Below are 21,018 nucleotides of genomic sequence, written 5' to 3' on the forward strand. Positions count from 1 at the left end.
GATTAACCCTTTTTACGACGAGAGATAATAAGTCTATCGCTCGATTTTTTACCACGTGTTTTAGCACCTTTAGTCGGTTTACCCCATGGAGTAACCGGGTGACGTCCTGAATTCGTTTTACCTTCACCACCACCGTGCGGGTGATCGATAGGGTTCATCGCAGAACCACGAGTTTGAGGGCGGATACCCATGTGACGTGTACGCCCTGCTTTACCAAGAACGATGTTGATGTACTCTTCGTTACCGACGATACCGACAGTTGCCATACATTCGCCAAGAATGTAACGCATTTCGCCGGATGGAAGACGAAGTGAAACATATTTGCCATCACGTCCCATGATTTGTGCAGATGTTCCCGCTGAACGAACGATTTGTCCGCCTTTGCCAGGTTTCAGCTCGATGTTATGAACCGTAGTACCGACAGGGATGTTCATCAATTTCATGGCATTGCCCGATTTGATGTCCAGTCCGCTCTCAGCGGCCATAATCGCATCACCGACATTCAAACCTTTCGGTTGAAGGATGTAGCGTTTTTCACCGTCTGCGTAGTTGATCAACGCGATACGGCAGTTACGATACGGATCGTACTCGATTGCCGCAACAGTACCGGCAATGCCGAATTTGTTACGTTTGAAATCGATGATACGGTAAAGCTTTTTAGCTCCCGCTTCTTTATGGCGTGACGTGATACGACCGTTGTTGTTACGTCCTGCAGCTGCCGGAAGTTTTTTCAACAATGAGCGAACAGACGCTTTTGCCGTGATATCCGAGTTGTCAACGTTTGTATAGAAACGTCGGCTCGGGGTAGTTGGTTTATACGTTTTGATCGCCATATTACACCGCCAAACTATCGATTTGTGCGCCTTCTGGCAATTTCACATAAAACTTTTTAAAGTCGTTTTGTTTGCCAGCGAGACCGCGGAAGCGTTTTACTTTACCGCTTTGATTCAAAGAGTTAACACGAGCCGGAACGATTCCGAAGTACTCTCTGAACACCTCTTTAAGAGCGTTTTTAGTCATACGTGGAGACGTTTGAACTACGATTACGCCCTCTTCTTGAAGACCAAGAGTCTTCTCTGTATACAGGATCGATTTGATATCAGTAATATCTGCCATCTTAGCTCTCTTTAGTCAGATTTTCCCATACCGCTTTTTCGATTACTACCGAACGGTATGTCGCAGCCAAAAAGGCGTTGAGTTCATTCTCTTCTACAACGTAGGTAGAAGCAATGTTACGGAATGCAAGATAGGTATTCTCGTCGAGAATCTTTTTCACCAACAACGCATCGCGAACGTTCAAAGCATTGAACAGCGCCAGTGCGTCTTTTGTTTTACCGCTTGGAACTTCGATCGAATCAACGATAAAAAGTTTCCCAGCTTGTGCCAAAGCATCCAAAGCACATTTAAGTGCAAGTTTCTTTTGCTTTTTGTTGACTTTTTGATCGTAGTTACGACCAGTGTTCGGACCATGTGCAATCGCACCGCCAACCCAGATAGGTGAACGGCGTGAACCGGCACGTGCGCCGCCTCGCCCTTTTTGAGCCCATGGTTTTTTCCCGCCGCCGCGAACTTCAGAGCGAGTTTTCGCTGAAGCTGTGTTGGAACGGATACTCGCCTGGTACGATTTAACGTACAAGTAGAGATTGTGCGGGTTAATGCCGCTGAAGCTCTCAGGCAATGCCAATTCAGAGGCTTTTTCGAATTTTTCGTTCAGTACAATCGCGCTCATTATTTCACTACCTTTACACGACCTAGTGCACCGTTAGCGCCCGGGATTGAACCCACGACAACCAATACACCGTTTTGTGCGTCATATGACATCACTTCATTTTTGACAGTAACTTGCTCGTTACCGTATTGACCTGACATTTTGCGCCCTTTTTGGACTTTACCAGGCCATTCGCGGTTACCGATAGATCCACCGGTACGGTGAAAACGGTGACCGTGTGCGCCAGGTCCTCCGGCAAAATTCCAGCGTTTCATAACACCGGTAAAACCGCGACCTTTTGTATTGAATACGCTTTTAACGGTTTTTGCATCCGTCAAAGGATTCATATCCAAATCGCCCGCTTCAGTGTTAGCGACTTCTAGCGTTGCGAATTTGTTGAACTCAGCAGTAAGGTTATACTTCTTTTGCTGACCTTCAACCGATTTGTTTGATGCTTTCCCTTCGCTGTACGCGACAAGGGCTGTACCGTCGTTCACTTCGCAAACTTTTACTTCTTTTACTTTCAAAAGAGTAACAACTTTGCTTTGTGCTCCGACTGTTCGGCTCATACCGATTTTTTCTACAATGTATTCCACACCCTACTCCTTACTTGTCCATAGAGCGAACTTCTACGTCCACTTCCGGAGCCAAGTCAAGCTTCATCAACGAATCAACAGTGTCCGGCGTAGCCGATACGATGTCGATCAAACGTGCATGCATTCGGATCTCGAATTGCTCACGTGAACTTTTGTTTACGTGCGGAGATTTGAGAACCGTATACTTACGAATCTTGGTTGGCAAAGGGATTGGGCCGCGAATTTCCGCACCCGTTCGCTTTACAGCTTCAACGATAGAGGCAACTGAACGATCAAGTACACGATGATCGTATGCTCTAAGTTTCAAACGAATCTTTTCCATAATGTTTTCCTTAATAAAGAACTCGTCAGATCATGTCTGACTATATAAGGCGGCGAAATTATACCGACATCCCCCCCTAGGGTCAAGGATTTTGGGGGTAAAAAACGTATAATGGTATTAATTTGTTTCCTTTTAAGAAGGAAGTGTGTATATTGGCATGATGATTTTTTACTAAAAGAGGCTGCAGATGACCGTATTACTTGACGAATATTACCGCTACGATCTGCACAATCCCCTCTTTATCGAGCGCAAAGCAGCCATCGGTGAAGAAAGCGTCGCCCTTGTCGGCATCACGCAGTCGGGGAAAACGTCGCTGATTAAAAACTATCTCCTTTCAAAAAAGAAGTCAGCCTATCTTTATCTCGATTGCCGTGATCTGCGCTTGGACGTCAACGAACTCAATGCCGTTCTGGAACCGTTTTGCCGGGAGCACAAAATCTCCATCCTTGCCCTCGATAACTATCGCGAAGGGGTCAGGCTCTTTGAGATCGACCAAATCATCCTCTCCTCCGAGCAGCCTCTCGATACCGCCGTAGAGGTATTGCCGGTGAATCTGCTCGATTTCGAAGAGTTTTTGGCCTTCGAACCCAAATTCGACTCCACCGCGCTCAACCATTTTTTCCAACTTGGGGGATTTCCGGCAATGCACCGTATCAATGCCGCAGAGCGGCTGCTGTATCTGCAAAAAACGCTGATACGCGCTCTGGAGCCGATCGAACTGGATATCATGACCCAATCGTCCAAAATGGTGACGCAGAAGGTTTCGGCGTTCAACCTCTACGAACGGCTCAAAGGGGAACGCAAAATCTCCAAAGACAAACTCTATCTGCATGTCCAGGCACTGATCGACAAACGCTACCTCTACATGCTTGAAAAATACAACCATCCCAGCGCCGTTAAAAAATTGTATCTGTGCGATACCGCGATCAAACAGGCGCTGAACCTGCAAAAGCATTTCGGAAGGGTTTTCGAGAATCTGATCTATCTGGAGCTGATCAAACACAACGTCGAATGTTATTACGAGGAAGGGATCGATTTTTACCTTCCCGGACGCTCCCAGATTATTCTGGCTTTGCCGTTTGCCAACGAACACGCACTTTTCAAGAAGGTGGAGAGTCTGGAAGGATTTATCATCACCAACGGGGTCAGAGAGATCATCGCCGTGACGATGAATCTGGAAAGCACCCTTTCACATCCGATCGCACGGATCGAGATGGTGCCGTTTGCCCAATGGACGCTCGGTGAAGAGTAAGCACGCCTGTGTTCTTAATCCGTTTTTCGTCAAGAATGTTCTACAATGCCGAAAAATTTAAAAGCAGGTTTCACAATGAATTTTTGCGGTATTGACGAAGCCGGTCGGGGACCGCTGGCCGGATCGCTCTACATCGCCGGGGTGATTCTTCACACACCGATCGACGGGCTAGGGGATTCAAAAAAACTGAGCGAAAAAAAGCGCGAACAGCTGTTTGACATCATCATTGCCCATTCAACCCACCATATTGCCCGTTTTGACGCGGCTCAGGTCGATACTCTGGGTATCTCGGCCTGTCTGGCACAGGGGCTTCGCGAGATCATGTACGCGTTAGGGGAAGCCGATTATCTCTATGACGGCAATTCCACGTTCGGCGTCAGTGGCCTGCGCACCCTTGTCAAAGCCGACGCGACCGTCGCCGAAGTAAGCGCCGCCTCGATCCTCGCCAAAGTTTCGCGCGATCGCGAGATGGTTGAACTCTCTCGCCTCTATCCGCAGTACGGATTCGAAGGGCACAAAGGGTACGGCAGCGCCGCCCATATCGAAGCGATCCGGCAATACGGATACTGCGACATCCACCGTAAAAGTTTCAAACTCAAAGCGCTGCAACCCAGTTTGTTTTGAACGCCAAAGGAATAAAATCCCTTTGGCTACGCTTGCCGCTATGGCACTAAAGCCTGCCCCAAAGAGGGACAAAAATTCCATTGTATATTGCTATAATCACCCAAAAAAGAGGTTTTATGGTTTCACTTACCCATCTCGAAGCAGCCCTTGCCGCCGTCGATGCCGAAGTCAAGGCGCTGTTGTACGATCAAAGCCTTTCATTAAGCGAAAAAGATGAAAAAATGCTGCCGCTGTTGAGAGAGAGCAAAGTGCTGAAACAAGCGTATGAAGATTTGTGCTATTTGAAAGAAAATCCGCCGAGCAGCCCAACGGGATGTAAAGCCGGACAATACAGAGAAGACGAAAAAAAATAATCGGATTGTTTTTACAGAAAGGAAGGCTCTCCCAGATACCTGCGGCACAAAGCACGCATAGGTGTGCTGCTGTATTCCTACCCTGACACAGTGCCTTTACGCACCCTTGCACAGGTCTAGAAGAGTTGGCGAATTATAGCCGTTTGAACCTGTAAATGCAAGACAAACTACTATAATATCTTCATGATTTACCTCATTAGCGCCCTCGATGCCGAAGCCAGACCTCTGGTGAAGCACTATCGTCTCAAACGCGAAAGGACGAACTGCTTAGAAGTTTCATCGCTCCAATGATCATTTCCGTGGGGAACTTTTTTACGCAAAAAATGGCATTTCGTACTCTTTTATTTCCGACTATTAATAAAATAAAAAATTTTGCCGATATAAAAATAAATCTTTGCCTTATATAAAGGATCATGCCATGGCCAGTTCAATCAGTTCGCTCGGTATCGGCTCAGGCGTATTGACTGCCGATGTACTTGAACAATTAAAAGCCGCTGATGAAGCCCGTCTTATTACGCCGATCGATAACAAACTTGATCTTCAAGACCAAAAAGAGACGGCATTTGACCTTCTGGATTCGCTTATCAGCTCCTTCAAAAGCAGTGTTTCGGCTTTGAGTTACGATTCGCTGTACGCAAAGCGCACCACCACCGTAACAGGAGGCAATCTCCAAGTCGTGGCGGAAGCCGGCGCCGCTGTCGAATCGTTCACTCTGCAAACCGTGCAGCTGGCTCAAAAAAATATTCAGGAATCCGGTTCTTTCCTCTCTGCGACCAGCACAGTCGCCGACGGTAGCGGTACCATGGGGGTCACCATTGACGGTACGACCTACAACGTCAATTATACGGCAGCGACCACACTGGAAGAATTGGCGACAGCGATCAATGATGCCGCCGGGACGCAGGTAACGGCATCCGTTTTGCAAACGGGGGCAACGTCGTACAAGCTTATTCTCTCTTCCAAAAACACGGGGGCGGATCAAGCCATATCGATTTCGGATACGCCGAGCGTTCCCGGTTCCGGGCTTGTCGATGCAATCTACAACGACGCCACGGCAACGAGCGGTTTTACGTCTGTTTTGACTGCGCAAGACGCCATTCTCAAATACAATGGCATTACCGTGACGCGCTCAACCAATGAAATTTCCGATGTTATCAACGGCGTAACGCTCAAACTCACAACGGCGGGTGAAACGGCCAATGTCGACATCAAACAAGACCAAGACGCGATTACCGCGGAAATGGAACTGTTTGTCGAATCGTACAATACGTTGATCACCAATTTGCGTGATATGACGATGTCTGACCAGGAGACAGGTTCTCAGGGCGTATTCAACGGAGACAGTTTCATTAAATCCATCAGTCGTGAGATCAACAGCATCATCATTTCGGTCAACAGCGACAACGATTCGCTCATGAATTACGGTATCGATATTGATAAAAGCGGTACTATGACGTTCAACAGCACAACGTTCAAAGCGGCACTGACGGCTGATCCTACCGCTGTAAACCTTTTCATGGCGGGCGGTTACGACAGCGTCAGCGGCCAGACGAAAACAGGTCTCTTTTCAACCCTGAACGACAAGATCAACGAATATACCGGTTATAACGGATTGCTTGACAATTATCAGTCGAACATGGATAAAAAAATGACGTCGCTAAATGAAGAGCGCGCGCGGATGCTGGCATCTCTCGAATCCAGATATGATATTCTGACCAAGCGGTTTTCGGCTTACGATGCCGTTATCAGCAAAATCAACGCTCAATTTTCATCACTTAACATGATGATCCAAGCCGAGGTAAATTCTAAAGGCTAACCCGTAAGTGGTACGCAATATGCTTTTTAGCTGAAATGGTACGTTGAGAAACAGAACCGACACACAATAGTCATTCCCTGCCTCTTCAGGCAGGCCGTTCAATCTGTTTCTCCGGTTTTAAAAAAAGGGCATTATATGCAGTTCAAACTCTTCATCAGTGAATACATCGATCATCTGCATAGAATATTATCCTCGCTGGACAAAAATGAGCTTGTCAAGCTCGAACAACTTCTCTGCACTCTGAGCGGCGAACAGCGCGTTTACATTATCGGAAACGGCGGAAGCGCCGCCACGGCATCGCACATGGTCAACGATTTCGGTATCGGCCTGAAACGCCGCGGAAAACTGAACATATCCGCGATTGCCCTCGCCGATAACCTCGCTTCATGCACCGCCATCGCAAACGATACCGGTTATGACAATATTTTTTATCTGCAACTAAAAAATGTCCTCAATCCTCAAGATGTTGTTATTGCGATTTCATGCAGCGGCACGTCGCCGAATATCATTAAAGCTGTCCGCTATGCCAAAGAGATCGGAGCAACCGTCGTCGGCTTCAGCGGTTTTGACGGCGGAGAATTAGCCCGACTGAGCGACATTGTTTTGCACGCGCAAACCAATCCGGGCGAATACGGTCTGGTCGAAGATGTCCACATGGTGATCAATCACATGCTATACTCATGGTTTGTACAAAAGGATTGATACGGTGGATAATTACCAAAAAGATATTTATTGTTTTGATCCGATTACCGCTTTTGAAGAAGCAGAAAAAAGAAACCGGGTCGAAACATCAAATCCGCATGTTGACGGTTTGCAAATCTGCTACTATGACGGCGAATCGATCCCGAATGCCCCTGAAAACTGCATCAACGTACCGGTCAATACTTTCTACGAATATTTTCTGACGACCAAGAACCGTTTACCCGAACGGATACATTTCGGCATCAAAGAATATTCCGGTGATGTCAAAAACGAATTGGTATCCGCCATTCAACAAACACTCAAAGCCATCGATACAGAACGCAACGCTATGTCCGATGCGCTGATGAACAACGCCAGGAAACTGCAACCGGAATTTTCAGAGACACTGAAAATTTTTCTGATAGCGTCCCGTGAAACAACGGTCATGCAGTACATCAGCCAAAATATAGCGGACGCGTTTAGAGCACTCGGCCATCAGGTTTTTCTTTCCATTGAAGAAAACGACATGCAAAAGATAGATACGTTTATCCATTTGGCCCATTACATTCAATTTAACCCAAACGTCGTTATCAATATCAACCATTTCAATAACAGTTTTCTGCACGACGACGTCTTTAATTTCGTCTGGTTTCAAGACTTTATGCCTGTGCTTCAAAATACCCGGCCCATCGTGCTTCGGAAGCGTGATACCGTCTATTCCCTGCTTCCTGAAATAGACCTTTTGCTGGAAAAAAAGGGAATCCCTTTCAGTCGCCAGTCTTTTTGTGTCAACAAAGCCATCTTTAAAACCGATGAGACACTCACGCGCGAGCAGAAAATTATTTTTATCGGCAGTTCGTACGCCCCTCGACTGGACGCGCAACACCACAATACGAAAATCGTCAAAGACGCGATCGATGTCTTGGACCAAGGTAAAGAATTTACAGCGGACATTATCCAAAAATGGGCCAAAAAGTATAATCTGAGCCCCGAGTACATCCAGAATCACGTTATCGCGTACGTCGTGCGGGACATAACCGTGTTGTGGCTGCATAAGATTCATCAGCAGACCGGCCTGCCGGTCGAAATCTACGGATGGGGCTGGGAGCAATACGACGTTCTCAAACCTTACTGTAAAGGTTCTCTCCCTTATGATCAAGTAGCCGCCGTTTACAACAGTGCCGCATACACCTTGGTACCGCACAGTATGTATGTCCTGCAACAACGAACGCTTGAAGCTGCCGCGTGCGGCTGTCAGCCCATTGTGTACGACTGCCGATACAATGATACTCCCCCGTTTTACGAAAATGCACTCGCGTATTTTCGAACCGTCAAAGACATCATAAAGATCATTAAACACGGTTCGCCAAACGATTTGACCGCTCTTGTCGATGACAACAGCTATGAACATTTCGCAAAACGCATTGTCCAATCCGTTGAGGAGCAATTAAAACATGGGTGATATTTACCGTATTGATTCACACAAGCTGATGTACCATCCCGAACGGGTGGCACAGTGGAGCAACGCCGGAAACGATTGGGAAAAACTGAAAAAAGTTTATCCCATCTACGTCGAAATCTCTCCGTACGGCGGGTGCAACCACCGTTGCACGTTCTGCGCTCTGGATTACATGGGATACGAAAAGATAGGGCAGGAAGAAAAAGCGCTCAAAGCCGCTCTCGGCGAAATGGCCGAAGGGGGAGTGCGCAGCGTGATGTTCGCGGGTGAAGGAGAGCCGCTGCTCTTTACCCCGCTTGCGTCGGTGATCGAGCACTGTGCTTCTATCGGCATCGACACCTCCATCACCACCAACTTCGTCCCCTGCAACACGAAGAGCATCGAAACGTTCGTCCGCCACTGCTCCTGGGTCAAAGTGAGCCTCAATGCCGGAACACCCGAAAGTTACGCCGCCATTCACCAGACCAAAGAAGACGATTTTCACCGAGTCATCGAGAATCTGCGCTACGCAGTCCGTCTCAAACGCGAGTACGGATACACCTGCACCCTCGGGGCGCAGATGCTGTTGCTGCCGGAAAACCGCGACAGCGCCGTGACGCTGGCGAAACTGTGTGCCGATATCGGGCTGGACTATCTGGTTATCAAACCCTATTCCCAGCATCTCTTTAGCGAAACGCACGCCTACGAACAGATCAACTACGACGACTACATGGATTTGGAAGCGGAACTGGCCGCGTGCAATACGGCCTCTTTCAATGTGGTCTTCCGTGCCAACACGATGCGCAAATACACCGAAAAACAACACGGATACAAAAAATGCCTCTCGACCCCGTTTTTCTGGGGATACATCGCTTCCAACGGCGACGTTTACGGGTGCAGTGCCTATCTTGGACAAGAGAAATTTTGCTACGGAAACATCAACGAAACGGGATTCAAATCGATCTGGGAAGGGGAAAAGCGGCGGCAAAGCTACGAATACGTCCAAAACGAGCTCGATATCAACGGATGCCGGGTCAACTGCCGCATGGATGAAGTCAACCGCTATCTCTGGCGGCTTCAAAACCCCAATGCTCACGACAATTTTATTTAAAGGTATCATGTGAAAGCAATCGTAACGGGCGGCGCCGGGTTCATCGGCTCGCATATGACGGATCTGCTGATAAAAGAAGGGTTCAGCGTCACCGTCATCGACAATCTGGCGAACGGGCGGCTTGAGAACCTCTCTCATCATCAGGGAAACGGTAAAATCACGTTTGTTCAGGCGGATATCGGCGATTACGGAACCGATCTTGACCCTTATTTTACCGATGTCGATTATGTCTTTCATTTTGCCGCACTTGCCGATATCGTCCCCTCGATCAACGATCCTCTGACCTATCACCGTGCCAACGTCGACGGAACGATCCGCGTTCTCGAAGCCGCCCGCAAAACATCCATCAAAAAATTCGTCTACGCTGCTTCCTCTTCGTGTTACGGCATTCCCGATACCTATCCTACTCCCGAAACGGCCGCCATCGATCCGCAGTATCCGTACGCGTTGACCAAATACCTCGGGGAAGAATACGTCATGAACTGGGGGAAAATCTACAATCTGCCTGTCGTCTCGATGCGTTTCTTCAACGTCTACGGTCCGCGCCACCGCACGGGCGGAACCTACGGAGCGGTATTCGGCGTTTTTCTGGCCCAGCTGCTGGCCGGAAAGCCGCTCACCGTAGTCGGAGATGGCGAACAGACCCGCGATTTTACCTTTGTAACCGATGTCGCGGCGGCGTGTTATGCCGCCGCTCGCTCCGATATTGTTCAGGAGATTCTAAATGTCGGCAGTGACAACACCTATTCGGTGAACCGTCTCGTCGAACTGCTCGGTGCGGAAAAAATCCACATTCCCAAACGGCCGGGTGAGCCGGACTGCACCTATGCGGATATTTCCAAAATCAAACGGCTACTGGGGTGGAAACCGAAAGTCTCATTCGAAGAAGGGGTGAAAATTATGCTGGAGAACATCGAACTGTGGCGCGAAGCTCCCGTATGGGACGAAGCAAGCATTCAAGAAGCGACCAAAGACTGGTTCAAATATCTGGGATGAGCATGCCGAACCTGAACGCCGAACACATCCGCAAGCACACCATCGCCCTTTCGTGCAAAAGCAAGGCGGGGCATTTGGCGCCGTCTCTTTCGTGCGTCGAAGTTTTGAGCGTACTCTTTCGGGATTTTCTGACATACGATGCGACCGATCCCCGCAGCGAATCGCGCGATCGCCTGATCTTCAGCAAAGGTCACGGCGCGTATGCGTATTATGTGATCTTGAACCGGCTCGGATTTCTGCCGGATTATGAACTGGAACACTTTTACGCCGAAGGCGCCTCCATCAAAGGATGCCTGACCCGAAATCCCGATTACATGATCGAAGCCTCAACCGGTTCATTGGGACACGGCCTTCCGATTGCCGTCGGAATCGCAAAGGCCCTCAAACTTCGGGGAATGAATAACAAAGTCGTCTGCATCGTCGGAGACGGAGAGATGCAGGAGGGAAGCAACTTCGAGGCGTTGGGGCTGGCGTATCGGATGAAACTCGATAATCTTCTGATCATTATCGATGCCAACGGGCTGCAGGCCATGAACCGGGTTGAGGACGTCGGTCTGGATAATCCGCGATTATCCAAAGTGCTCTCTTCCTATACAGACTTTTTTCACGATCTCGACGGACACGATGAAGCGGCTTTACATGAAGCTTTTTCGCCTTTTTTCTCCGGGCAATCGCGCGGTATGTTCTCGGTCGTCTTTGCCAATACGATCAAAGGCAAGGGAATCGGCTTCATCGAAAACTCCGTCAATCACCATTTCCGATGCCCTACGGAAGACGGATACGTTTTGGAGGCCGACGATGAATAATCTTGCAACCAAAAAAGAAGTAATGGCGGAGCTTTACCGTTATTTTCGCCAAGATGAACGCATGGTTTTGCTGGCCGGCGATATGGGCTTTGCCGTACTGGACGACTTCTTGCAGAACCATCCCGAGCGCGCCTTCAATGTCGGTATCTGCGAGCAGGCGACCATCAGTATGGCGATGGGGCTCCACCTTGCCGGGTTAAAGCCTATCGTGTATTCTCAGGTCCCGTTTCTGGTGATGCGCGCCTACGAACAGATCCGTTATGACCTCAACGAACACAACGCCGACGTCAAACTGGTCGGTGTCGGAGCGGATAACTATTTTGAAAAGCTGGGCAGGAGCCACTGCATGGACAGCGACGATCTGGCAATGATGGGAATTTTCAAAAACGTTTTAATTCTGGAGCCTTCAAAAACGACCCTCGAGGCCGATATTGCCAGAATGCTATCCTATGAGGGACCGGTGTATGTGAGATGCCAGTGAACGATTCTTTAGAGCTTTATGCCCAAAACCTTGCAAAGGTTCAGCTACCGCCGTCTCAACACAACCAGCCATGCACAGAAACGTCCGTACGCATCTGCGCATCCCGTGAAGCCATCCGGCTGACCCTGTGCGTAGATACCCAAACACATACGCTCACAGAAGCATTCTGCACATTCGATGCGTCAGTAGGACACGATGACGCAGCTCTGGCACACACCCTGTGCCAACTGCTCAAAGGGCTGCCGCTGATCGAAGCGCAAAGCCATGCCGTATTAAAACTGGAAGAGCGTATGCGAGATGCATGGAACCGCCGTCCGGTTGCCGGGATCGTGCAAACGGCCAATATGGCCCCTATTTTTTCGACGCTGCAACGGTTGATCGACGATGCAGCCAAAGAGTACCGCCGCCAAACCGGTTACAACGGGCAGGTCAGCACTTTTTTCGAATCCGCTCCGGGTTCGTGGAGTTCTCAGAGCGTTGAGCAAAAACACGCATCGATCCTGCAGGAAATCGAACCGTTTCTAAAGACACAAGGCATCGCCGTCCTGCCGGACGTCGTCTTCATCAGCGATTCGCGCATCGAAGTCGACCTGCCCGGCGTAGCCCTGCAAAAATTGCCGGAGTTATTAATGGCGCTTGAACACCATCTATTCAAAGTGTTCGGCTTTCCGATCGAAGTGATGTATCACAATATGCAAGACCGCAACAAGAAACGGATATAGGTACCATGGAAGAAGAAAAACTGATACTCGACGCCACAAAAATCGCATGGCATAAAGAACGGATCGAAGCGTGGGAACGCGGAGAGAGAATCGCACCGATTACCATCGATATGGCACTGACCCGGGCGTGCAACTACGGATGCAGCTTTTGCTATGCCCGACTTCAGGAAAACGACCGTTTCGATATCACCCGCGAAGTGATCGACGCTTTTTTGGAAGATTGTGCCGAGATGGGAGTCAAAGCGATTAGCCTTGTCTCGGATGGGGAGAGTTCGATATCGCCCCATTTCGAACATACGATCATCCGCGGTTCACAGCTGGGGATATCAATGGCAACCGCGACGCACGGCTACAATTCGACCAAAGAAAGCCTGGAACGCATCCTGCCCCATCTCACCTACCTGCGCGTCAACATTTCCGCCGGTGAACCCGCGCGCTACGCCCAGATCATGGGGGTCAAAGAAGAGTGGTTTCATCAGGTATGCCAAAACATCCGCGACATGGTGGAAATCAAAAAACGCGATAACCTCGATGTTACTATCGGCATGCAAATGGTTTTGATGCCGCAGGATGCCGATCAGGTGATCCCGTTGGCGAAACTGGGCAAGGAATTGCGCCCGGACTATCTGGTTATCAAACACACCAGCGACAGCGAAGACGGACAGCTTGGAGTCGATTATTCCAAATACGCCGAACTCGACGATCTTTTGCACGAAGCGGAATCCTATTCTGATGAAGAATACCAGGTTTCGGTCAAATGGTCGAAAATCAGCTCCGAAGGCAAACGGAGCTATCAGCGCTGTTACGGCCCGCCGTTTCAGATCCAGATTTCCGGCTCGGGACTGGTTGCCCCCTGCGGAATGCTTTTTAACGAGCGATATAAAAAGTTTCATATCGGCAATATCGTCACCACCCGCTTCAAAGAAATCGTTCAAAGCGATCGTTATTGGGATGTCATGAACTATCTGGCTTCGCCGAATTTCAATGCCCAGAAGATGTGCGGATCGCTGTGTTTGCAGCACAAGCCCAATGAGTTTCTGGATGCCTACAAAAAAGGGCAGATCGATCTAAGCGCGCCCAAAGGCAATCCGCCGCAACATATCAACTTTATCTAGGCAAAGGTCAACACGTGTGCCCAATATGTTTTACAGAATCCGGCAGCTACTCGGTCATCGTCGATACGGTTTACAGCGTCTACAAATGCAGCGGTTGCGGTCTGGAATACACCGTACCGAATCCGAGCGATCAGGTTTTGCAGGCTTTTTACGGCAACTATCATGATGTACGTGCGGATGCGACCATCGTGCAGCGTAATGCTCGTAGAAATCTGAAAAAACTCGAAGATCTCGGAATCGCTCCGGACGCCGTCATTCTTGACTTTGGCTGCGGCAAAGGGGAATTTGTGGATATCGCAGGGGAGCGCTGCTTTGGCATTGAGCTCAATCCGGACAACACCAATTCCAGAATAAAAACATCGTTTGATGCGCTGCCGTACCGTTCGTTTGATGCGATCACGCTGTGGGGGGTGCTGGAACATCTCAACGCCATTGTGCCCACACTGAAGACTCTCCGCTCTCACCTTGACACAGACGGATTGATGGCCATAACAACCGTCAATGCAGAAGGGGTGATCCCGTACTATCATAAACCGCCGGAGCATCTGACCTACTGGACACGACAAAGTTTTGAAAAGTTGGCCGCAACCCTCGACATGGACATCGTCCTTTATGAACCGTATCAGATGGAACAATATGCTGCGATCTATCTTGACCGGCTTTTAAGCCGGACGCCCATATCCTACCGTGACGGTATTCTGACCCATTCTTTGCGTGTTCTGCCCGAAATCGTCGAAGTCCCCACCAACGAGATTTTCGTTGTCATGAAACCTAAAGGATCCTAAATGATCGAAAATGACTTTGTCACGGAAAATGTCAACGAGATCAGACGACTGGCGCACAACGCAAAAATTGTTTTTATCAACGGTAACTTCAATATTCTCCATCCCGGGCACCTCCGGTTGCTCAAATTTGCAAAATCCAACGGCGCATTTTTAGTCGTCGGAATCAATGATTTTTCTCCCGACAGCGAACTGCTCGATGCCAAAATCCGGCTCGAAGCGATTCAGCATTCAATGTATGTGGATTACGCATTGATTTTAAAAGAAGAGCCGTGGGCCTTCATCAAAGCGCTCAAGCCAAACATTATCGTCAAAGGAAGCGAGCACAAACAGCATCATAACCCTGAACAGGCATTGGTGAAAGCGTACGGAGGAAAATTGGTATTCAGCTCCGGGGATATCGGGTTTTCCTCATTGCAACTTCTCGAAAGCGAATTTCAGCGTAACCACTTCGGCATGATTGAAAAACCCCAAAACTATCTGAAACGGCACGGCATCAATACCGCCAAACTGACAAAACTCATTACGAAGTTTCAAGAATTAAACGTATTGGTCATCGGCGATACGATTGTGGACGAATACATCACTTGCGACCCTCTGGGGATGAGTCAGGAAGACCCGACGATCGTCGTGACGCCGATCTCTTCGGATAAATTCATCGGGGGGGCGGCCATCGTCGCCTCTCACGCTGCCGGGCTGGGGGCAAAAGTCCGGTTTTATTCGGTCTTGGGCGAAGACGATTACCGTCATTTTGTTCAGGAAAAGCTCCATGATTACGGCGTCGAATGCCATCTGGTCCAAGATACAAGCCGTCCTACAACACTCAAACAGCGTTTCCGCGCCCACAACAAAACATTGCTGCGGGTTAACCACCTCAAACAGCATCACATCGATATCGATCTTCAAAACAAAATTTTCAAAGACATTGAGCAAAAGATCGCCGAAACCGATCTTATCGTTTTTTCGGATTTCAGCTATGGCTGTTTGCCGCCGCATCTGATAGACAAAATCACCACATTGGGACGTCAGCACGGAGTCATGATGGTTGCCGACAGCCAGTCCTCATCACAGATAGGGGATATTTCGAAATTCCGTCACATGAAACTCGTCACCCCTACCGAAAAAGAGGTCCGTCTCGCCTTGAACGATTTTGAATCGGGATTGATCATCCTGGCCGAAAAGCTGCGCAAACAAAGCGACATCGCCAATGTTCTCATCACGCTTGGGTCCGAAGGGGTCCTTATCCACGCCGACAAAAACAAAAAATGGATCACCGATCAGATCCCCGCGCTGAACCGCGCGCCCAAAGACGTCGCAGGGGCAGGCGACTCGCTGCTCATATCGGCATCCATGTCCATAGCCGTCGGAGCCAGTGTCATGGAAGGAGCCTATATCGGCTCAATCGCCGCAGCCTGTCAGGTCGGCCGCGTCGGAAATATTCCGCTCAATATCCATGAACTCGAACGGGAGATCATGGCATGATTGCCCTTTTATTAAGCGCCGGTCTCGGAACCCGTTTGCGTCCGGTGACGGATCATCTGCCCAAATGCCTGGTCCCGATCAACGGAAAGCCGTTGATGGATTACTGGTTTGAAAACCTCAGCGCAGCGGGGGTTACCCGATTTATCGTCAACACCCACTACATGGCGGAAAAGGTGGAGCGGCATATCGGTCTCAGCCCATGGAAAAACAACGTCACACTGCTGCATGAGCCCGAGCTATTGCTGACCGGCGGCACCATTCTGGCGTGCAAACCCTTTCTGAACAACGAAGCGTTTATGGTGGTCCATGCCGACAATCTCAGTTTTTGCGACTTCTCCGCTTTTATCGATGCACATCGTACGCGCCCAGAACACTGCGAAATGACGATGATGACGTTCGCGACCGACACTCCCCAAAGCTGCGGCATTGTAGCGCTGGATGAGCGAGGCGTCGTCACGGAGTTTCATGAAAAAATCGCTCATCCCCCCGGAAACCTTGCCAACGCGGCGGTCTACATCCTGGAGCCTTCCATCCTCGCTTTTATTGAGAGCCTGCACAAAGAAAAAGTCGATTTCAGCACCGAAGTGCTGCCCCGTTTTATCAACAGGATTTATACTTTCCACAACGACGGTTATCACCGGGATATCGGTACATTGGAAAGCTACGCCTTGGCACAAGTGGAATTAAAAAATTTTATTTAGATAAAATACGATTTATACTATCTTTTACACATCTTGATTAACAGTCAATATGTATAGAAGCAAGGATCATGATTAGGTATGGAATTATGAAAAAAACCAATAACATCCTAGTATCTTATTCGGCTACGATCAAAGAGGCGTTGAAAATCATCGACAGCGGTGCAATGCAAATCGCTCTCGTTATCGACGATGATGACTGCTTATTGGGGACGCTCACCGACGGTGATATTCGCAGGGGACTGCTCAACGGCCTCTCAGTCGATAGCAGTATTGAAACGATTTTTTTCAAAACTCCTACCGTAGCAAAAATATCCGATTCAAACGAGAAGATTTTTCGGATACTTCTCTCCAAAAAACTGCGCCAAATCCCGATCGTAGACGAATCCGGCCGGCCGGCCGGCATCATCGATATCGAAGAACTGATCAAGCCGAAACACAAAACGAACAAAGTCGTCCTCATGGCCGGCGGGCTGGGGACACGGTTGGGCGAATTGACCAAAACGACCCCAAAACCGATGCTTCGGGTCGGAAACAAGCCGATTCTCCAAACCATCATCGAGAATTTTGCCAAATACGGTTATACCGATTTCATCATCAGCGTGAACTATCTCTCGCACGTCATCGAAGATTATTTCGGGGACGGCAGCTCCTTCGGCGTATCGATCGAATATATCCATGAAAAAGAGCGCATGGGGACTGCCGGAGCACTCAGCCTCATGCGGTCCATGCTGAACGAGCCGTTTTTTGTAATGAACAGCGATTTGCTGACCAATATCAATTTCGAACATCTGCACGATTTCCATTTGGCACAGGGAGCGATCGCTACGATGGGCGTGCGCGAGTATGATTTTCAGGTCCCCTACGGCGTCGTGAATGTCGAAGACGGAAAAATCAGAAACATTGTCGAAAAGCCCGTGCACACGTTTTTTGTAAGCGCCGGGATTTACATGCTCTCACCCGAAGCCCTGGAATATCTGCCGGACAACCAGTTTTTTGATATGCCTTCGTTGTTCAACAATCTATCTGAAGCCGATTGCATGACGGGCGCTTTCCCCATCCATGAGTATTGGCTGGACATCGGACGTCTGAGCGATTTCGAACGGGCCAATACTGAGTTTTCGCAGGTGTTCAGTGTATAAAGGGGCCACATTTGCAGCCATTATTCCTGCCCGCGGCGGGAGCAAAAGGCTGCCGCGCAAAAATATCCTCGATCTTGAAGGAAAACCTTTGATTTCCTGGACGATCGAAGCGGCTCTGAAAAGCCGATACATCGATGAGGTAGTCGTCACCAGCGATGATGATGACATCATCCGTATTGCGCAGGAAGCAGGAGCGAAAACGCTCAAGCGTCCGGACGAGCTGGCGCGTGATGATACCTCTACGGTCGATACGGTTCAACATGCCCTGAATCTGATGAAACGGTTCGATTACGTCGTACTGCTCCAGCCGACCAGTCCGCTGCGCACGGATAAACATATTGATGAAGCGATAGAGCTTTGCATCGCCAAAGAAGCCGATGCCGTGATTTCCGTATGCGAAACGGAACATAATCCTCTGTGGAGCAACGTGTTGCCCAAAGACGGCGATATGAGCTGTTTTTTGCGCGAAGAGGTAAAAAACAAACGCTCTCAGGAATTGCCGGAGCAGTATCGGCTTAACGGCGCTCTCTATATCTGCCGGACGGAAAAATTGTCGGATCAGCGCACGTTCTTTTTGAATAAAAACACGTATGCGTACATCATGGACCGAAAATCGTCTGTAGACATTGATGAAGCATTCGACTTTCTTCTCGCAAAAACGCTTCTTTCCTGCGCAAACGATCAAAAGCCGCAATAGTACGCCGTGTTTCCTGCTAAAATAGCATCTTAACACTCAACCGAAGGATCAAGAAGTGGAGCGTATACAGCAACAGGCTATTCAAACATTTCAAACCAATTTGGATTTTTTCAAACAAAAACACAAACACGTATATGACAAAATTTTCATTCTTCAAGAAGCCATCGAGCGGGGAAGTTATCCGGAAAATTACGCACTGGAATACCGTGAGGGCTATTTTGACGTCAAAGAACTCTCAAGCGGCCGTTTTTTATACAACCAATCCAGCCTTCAGCATGCGCAAACATCTGCTCAGCACGTCACGCTAAGCAAAACCGAATCGGTTATCGAAACATTTTACAATTTTGAATTCTCCGAAAAAGCCGTTGCCAAAGCAGCCGAAACAGACCCGACCATGAGTTCATACGCCACAACCGCACCGGTGATCGGTTACGTACATCAGGTGGCCTCAAAAGACAAACCTCTGTTGCAGATATACAAATACATCTTTCTCGGCGCGGGTCTGGGGATACATATGGCGGAGATTCATAAAAAAATCAAAAGCCATATGTACCTTATCGTCGAAAACAATCTCGAAATCTTCCGGCTTTCTTTGTTTGTAACCGATTACTCGTCTGCTTTCGGCAAAGCGGACCTGGACTTCAGCATCGCCGACAGTACGGCAGACTTTCGCGAACGATTCAACCATTTTTTTCATATCGGGTTTCTGTACAACAACTATTTGAAGTTTTCCCTCTTCTCCGAGGCATACGGCTATCTTATCCCCCAGCTTCAAAGTTTTATCGCCTCGCAATCGCATTTGACCTACTCGCATCATCGATTACTCGAAAAAAATGCGCGGGTGCTCAACACACTGGAAGAAGGGTACCGCTTTTTAAACCTCTCGGAACATCATCACAACACTCTGTTTTCAGGTAAACCGGTGTTGTTGGTAGCAGCCGGCCCTTCTTTGGATAAAAACATGGCGTGGCTCAAAAGCCATTACGACCAATTCATCATCGTATGCGTACTGAATGCCGTCAAAACACTCGAAAAACATGCCATTCATCCCCATATCGTCGTTCACGGCGACGAATCCGAATTTCATTTGATCCAAACATTTGCACGTATGGAAAACCCCGATTTTTTAAAAGACGCGTTGTTTATCCTGACGCCAAGCATCCCCATGCATGTTTTCACGCAGTACTACAAAAAAGAGCAAATCTTTTTGTTTGAGGAACGCACCCGCTATAAAAAAAGCTTCGGCTTTTTGGAAGGGTTCAGCGTCGGTGAATTGAGCTATGCACTTTGCCTTATCTTTGATGCGCAAAAAGTACATCTTCTCGGGCTGGATCTTGCGCTTGACCCCGAAACAGGCCGGACGCATGCGGGCGATCACCACAACGATACGACGCTGGAAGGACAAAAGGCGATCAACGACCAGAATGTGCTGGACCTTTTCGCTTCGACGCTGCCGGTCAAAGGCAATTTCCTGGATACCGTGTTAACAACGCCCCTGTTTGAAATGTCCATCCACCGTATGGAATATTTTACGCGCGTGTACAAATCGGAAAACCAACACGTATACAACCTGAATAACGGGGCGTATTTTTACGGCACGATACCGACGGAAGCTTCTAAAGTCGACAATTATCCCGCACTCGACCAAACCCTGATCTACACGCAAATAAAAAGTTTTTTTGACGAAATTTCCTCCTCAACCCTTACGATTGAAGAAAGCAAACAGTTCGATACCCGGATACAACACGCCGAAAAGATGTTTACTATCATTATGAGCTTTTCAGAGAGCAATGTTTCCTCCATCCAGCTCTTTTTCGAAGAGTACAGCAAAACAGTCAGTCAGCTTGTCCAATCAGCAGGAGAATTTGAACTCTCGCAAATCTTTGCGGTATATCTGGAATATATCTCAGGATACGTCGGAGAGTTTATCAACAGCAAAAACATTGACAATCCGAAACGGCATACGAAGAAACTTCAAAAAATCCTCGTTGCTCAACTGCTCAAACTGCATCAGCACTATCAAACATCGATCATCAATGCCCGATCGAAAACGTCAACATCGAATGTATAAGAAATTTTAGAAAGTAGTATAGAGAGGGGAAGTGCCCCGAAGGGCATAAAAAAGTGCAGAGCAGCCGCCCGAGGGCTACTGTTCTAAAAGCCGACTCTACTGAAGGAGTCTGAGCACGTTCTGCT

General features: G+C 48.6%; 23 protein-coding genes and 1 other RNA gene. 18 read left to right on the forward strand and 6 right to left on the reverse strand.

The window, feature by feature from the left end; translation table 11 throughout:
• Positions 1 to 2: 2 nt before the first annotated feature.
• Genes rplB through rpsJ form a run of 5 tightly spaced genes read right to left on the reverse strand, consistent with a single transcriptional unit; the run spans position 3 to position 2,626 of the window.
• A complete protein-coding gene (gene rplB / locus JU82_RS09230) occupies positions 3 to 833 on the reverse strand; it encodes a 50S ribosomal protein L2 (protein ID WP_037949686.1) in 831 nt (276 codons plus the stop codon).
• A gap of 1 nt (position 834) precedes the next feature.
• Entirely contained in the window at positions 835 to 1,116 is a 282-nt protein-coding gene (locus JU82_RS09235) for a 50S ribosomal protein L23 (protein WP_015652595.1), read from the reverse strand.
• A gap of 1 nt (position 1,117) precedes the next feature.
• Entirely contained in the window at positions 1,118 to 1,732 is a 615-nt protein-coding gene (gene rplD / locus JU82_RS09240) for a 50S ribosomal protein L4 (RefSeq protein WP_294892740.1), read from the reverse strand.
• On the reverse strand, positions 1,729 to 2,304 hold the full coding sequence (rplC, locus tag JU82_RS09245) for a 50S ribosomal protein L3 (protein WP_037949690.1): 576 nt from the start codon (positions 2,302 to 2,304) through the stop codon (positions 1,729 to 1,731). The genes rplD and rplC overlap by 4 nt, the downstream gene beginning before the upstream one ends.
• 10 nt (positions 2,305 to 2,314) lie before the next feature.
• Complete coding sequence (rpsJ, locus tag JU82_RS09250) at positions 2,315 to 2,626, reverse strand: 30S ribosomal protein S10 (RefSeq protein ID WP_037949692.1); 312 nt, start codon at positions 2,624 to 2,626, stop codon at positions 2,315 to 2,317.
• Between the two features lie 187 nt (positions 2,627 to 2,813).
• Between rpsJ and JU82_RS09255 the strand changes: the two genes are divergently transcribed.
• From JU82_RS09255 to JU82_RS09265, 3 genes are all read left to right on the forward strand, one after another.
• Entirely contained in the window at positions 2,814 to 3,878 is a 1,065-nt protein-coding gene (locus JU82_RS09255; protein WP_037949694.1) for an ATP-binding protein, read from the forward strand.
• Between the two features lie 75 nt (positions 3,879 to 3,953).
• Complete coding sequence (locus JU82_RS09260) at positions 3,954 to 4,502, forward strand: ribonuclease HII (RefSeq protein WP_037949697.1); 549 nt, start codon at positions 3,954 to 3,956, stop codon at positions 4,500 to 4,502.
• 116 nt (positions 4,503 to 4,618) lie between these two features.
• Complete coding sequence (locus JU82_RS09265) at positions 4,619 to 4,855, forward strand: hypothetical protein (protein WP_037949699.1); 237 nt, start codon at positions 4,619 to 4,621, stop codon at positions 4,853 to 4,855.
• Positions 4,856 to 4,880: 25 nt separating this feature from the next.
• Here JU82_RS09265 and ffs read toward each other — a convergent pair.
• An RNA gene (ffs, locus tag JU82_RS12045) (signal recognition particle sRNA small type) lies at positions 4,881 to 4,978 on the reverse strand.
• Between the two features lie 295 nt (positions 4,979 to 5,273).
• Between ffs and fliD the strand changes: the two genes are divergently transcribed.
• The 15 genes from fliD to JU82_RS09340 all read left to right on the forward strand — a co-directional run bounded on the left by fliD (position 5,274) and on the right by JU82_RS09340 (position 20,893).
• Entirely contained in the window at positions 5,274 to 6,671 is a 1,398-nt protein-coding gene (fliD, locus tag JU82_RS09270; RefSeq protein WP_037949701.1) for a flagellar filament capping protein FliD, read from the forward strand.
• Between the two features lie 135 nt (positions 6,672 to 6,806).
• Positions 6,807 to 7,373, forward strand: coding sequence for an SIS domain-containing protein (locus JU82_RS09275; protein WP_037949703.1), 567 nt, complete (start codon positions 6,807 to 6,809; stop codon positions 7,371 to 7,373).
• 4 nt (positions 7,374 to 7,377) lie between these two features.
• Positions 7,378 to 8,814, forward strand: coding sequence for a glycosyltransferase family 1 protein (locus tag JU82_RS09280; RefSeq protein WP_037949705.1), 1,437 nt, complete (start codon positions 7,378 to 7,380; stop codon positions 8,812 to 8,814).
• Positions 8,807 to 9,901 (forward strand): radical SAM protein, encoded by a 1,095-nt coding sequence (locus JU82_RS09285; RefSeq protein WP_037949708.1) that lies wholly within the window; start codon positions 8,807 to 8,809, stop codon positions 9,899 to 9,901. Before JU82_RS09280 ends, JU82_RS09285 begins: the two co-directional genes overlap by 8 nt.
• Positions 9,902 to 9,910: 9 nt before the next feature.
• The gene (locus tag JU82_RS09290; RefSeq protein WP_037949710.1) at positions 9,911 to 10,897 is read left to right on the forward strand and encodes an SDR family oxidoreductase; all 987 of its coding nucleotides are present in this window, start codon (positions 9,911 to 9,913) and stop codon (positions 10,895 to 10,897) included.
• 2 nt (positions 10,898 to 10,899) lie between these two features.
• A complete protein-coding gene (locus JU82_RS09295; RefSeq protein WP_294892734.1) occupies positions 10,900 to 11,703 on the forward strand; it encodes a transketolase in 804 nt (267 codons plus the stop codon).
• Complete coding sequence (locus tag JU82_RS09300; RefSeq protein WP_294892735.1) at positions 11,696 to 12,184, forward strand: transketolase; 489 nt, start codon at positions 11,696 to 11,698, stop codon at positions 12,182 to 12,184. The genes JU82_RS09295 and JU82_RS09300 overlap by 8 nt, the downstream gene beginning before the upstream one ends.
• Positions 12,181 to 12,906 carry a hypothetical protein gene (locus JU82_RS09305; protein ID WP_037949714.1) on the forward strand — a complete coding sequence of 242 codons (726 nt, stop codon included), beginning with the start codon at positions 12,181 to 12,183 and terminating at the stop codon, positions 12,904 to 12,906. Before JU82_RS09300 ends, JU82_RS09305 begins: the two co-directional genes overlap by 4 nt.
• Before the next feature lie 5 nt (positions 12,907 to 12,911).
• Positions 12,912 to 14,021 carry a radical SAM protein gene (locus JU82_RS09310; protein ID WP_037949716.1) on the forward strand — a complete coding sequence of 370 codons (1,110 nt, stop codon included), beginning with the start codon at positions 12,912 to 12,914 and terminating at the stop codon, positions 14,019 to 14,021.
• A gap of 14 nt (positions 14,022 to 14,035) precedes the next feature.
• Entirely contained in the window at positions 14,036 to 14,806 is a 771-nt protein-coding gene (locus tag JU82_RS09315) for a class I SAM-dependent methyltransferase (protein ID WP_037949718.1), read from the forward strand.
• The gene (locus JU82_RS09320; protein ID WP_037949720.1) at positions 14,807 to 16,285 is read left to right on the forward strand and encodes a PfkB family carbohydrate kinase; all 1,479 of its coding nucleotides are present in this window, start codon (positions 14,807 to 14,809) and stop codon (positions 16,283 to 16,285) included.
• Positions 16,282 to 16,986, forward strand: coding sequence for a nucleotidyltransferase family protein (locus tag JU82_RS09325; protein ID WP_037949722.1), 705 nt, complete (start codon positions 16,282 to 16,284; stop codon positions 16,984 to 16,986). Before JU82_RS09320 ends, JU82_RS09325 begins: the two co-directional genes overlap by 4 nt.
• An 86-nt stretch (positions 16,987 to 17,072) precedes the next feature.
• Positions 17,073 to 18,125, forward strand: coding sequence for a nucleotidyltransferase family protein (locus tag JU82_RS09330; RefSeq protein ID WP_037949724.1), 1,053 nt, complete (start codon positions 17,073 to 17,075; stop codon positions 18,123 to 18,125).
• On the forward strand, positions 18,118 to 18,822 hold the full coding sequence (locus tag JU82_RS09335) for an acylneuraminate cytidylyltransferase family protein (RefSeq protein ID WP_037949725.1): 705 nt from the start codon (positions 18,118 to 18,120) through the stop codon (positions 18,820 to 18,822). The genes JU82_RS09330 and JU82_RS09335 overlap by 8 nt, the downstream gene beginning before the upstream one ends.
• 55 nt (positions 18,823 to 18,877) lie before the next feature.
• A complete protein-coding gene (locus tag JU82_RS09340; protein WP_037949728.1) occupies positions 18,878 to 20,893 on the forward strand; it encodes a 6-hydroxymethylpterin diphosphokinase MptE-like protein in 2,016 nt (671 codons plus the stop codon).
• The last annotated feature ends 125 nt before the right edge of the window (positions 20,894 to 21,018 follow it).

The sequence above is a fragment of the Sulfuricurvum sp. MLSB genome (assembly GCF_000747095.1).
GTDB lineage: Bacteria > Campylobacterota > Campylobacteria > Campylobacterales > Sulfurimonadaceae > Sulfuricurvum.

Bases quoted from the DNA above. Each gene is read 5' to 3' on its own strand.
- JU82_RS09275 (WP_037949703.1), top strand. From the start codon at position 6,807: ATGCAGTTCAAACTCTTCATCAGTGAATACATCGATCATCTGCATAGA.
- JU82_RS09320 (WP_037949720.1), top strand. From the start codon at position 14,807: ATGATCGAAAATGACTTTGTCACGGAAAATGTCAACGAGATCAGACGA.
- JU82_RS09285 (WP_037949708.1), top strand. From the start codon at position 8,807: ATGGGTGATATTTACCGTATTGATTCACACAAGCTGATGTACCATCCC.
- fliD (WP_037949701.1), top strand. From the start codon at position 5,274: ATGGCCAGTTCAATCAGTTCGCTCGGTATCGGCTCAGGCGTATTGACT.
- JU82_RS09265 (WP_037949699.1), top strand. From the start codon at position 4,619: ATGGTTTCACTTACCCATCTCGAAGCAGCCCTTGCCGCCGTCGATGCC.
- rplB (WP_037949686.1), bottom strand. From the start codon at position 833: ATGGCGATCAAAACGTATAAACCAACTACCCCGAGCCGACGTTTCTAT.
- JU82_RS09325 (WP_037949722.1), top strand. From the start codon at position 16,282: ATGATTGCCCTTTTATTAAGCGCCGGTCTCGGAACCCGTTTGCGTCCG.
- JU82_RS09330 (WP_037949724.1), top strand. From the start codon at position 17,073: ATGAAAAAAACCAATAACATCCTAGTATCTTATTCGGCTACGATCAAA.
- JU82_RS09310 (WP_037949716.1), top strand. From the start codon at position 12,912: ATGGAAGAAGAAAAACTGATACTCGACGCCACAAAAATCGCATGGCAT.
- JU82_RS09255 (WP_037949694.1), top strand. From the start codon at position 2,814: ATGACCGTATTACTTGACGAATATTACCGCTACGATCTGCACAATCCC.
- JU82_RS09300 (WP_294892735.1), top strand. From the start codon at position 11,696: ATGAATAATCTTGCAACCAAAAAAGAAGTAATGGCGGAGCTTTACCGT.
- JU82_RS09295 (WP_294892734.1), top strand. From the start codon at position 10,900: ATGCCGAACCTGAACGCCGAACACATCCGCAAGCACACCATCGCCCTT.
- JU82_RS09260 (WP_037949697.1), top strand. From the start codon at position 3,954: ATGAATTTTTGCGGTATTGACGAAGCCGGTCGGGGACCGCTGGCCGGA.
- JU82_RS09235 (WP_015652595.1), bottom strand. From the start codon at position 1,116: ATGGCAGATATTACTGATATCAAATCGATCCTGTATACAGAGAAGACT.
- rpsJ (WP_037949692.1), bottom strand. From the start codon at position 2,626: ATGGAAAAGATTCGTTTGAAACTTAGAGCATACGATCATCGTGTACTT.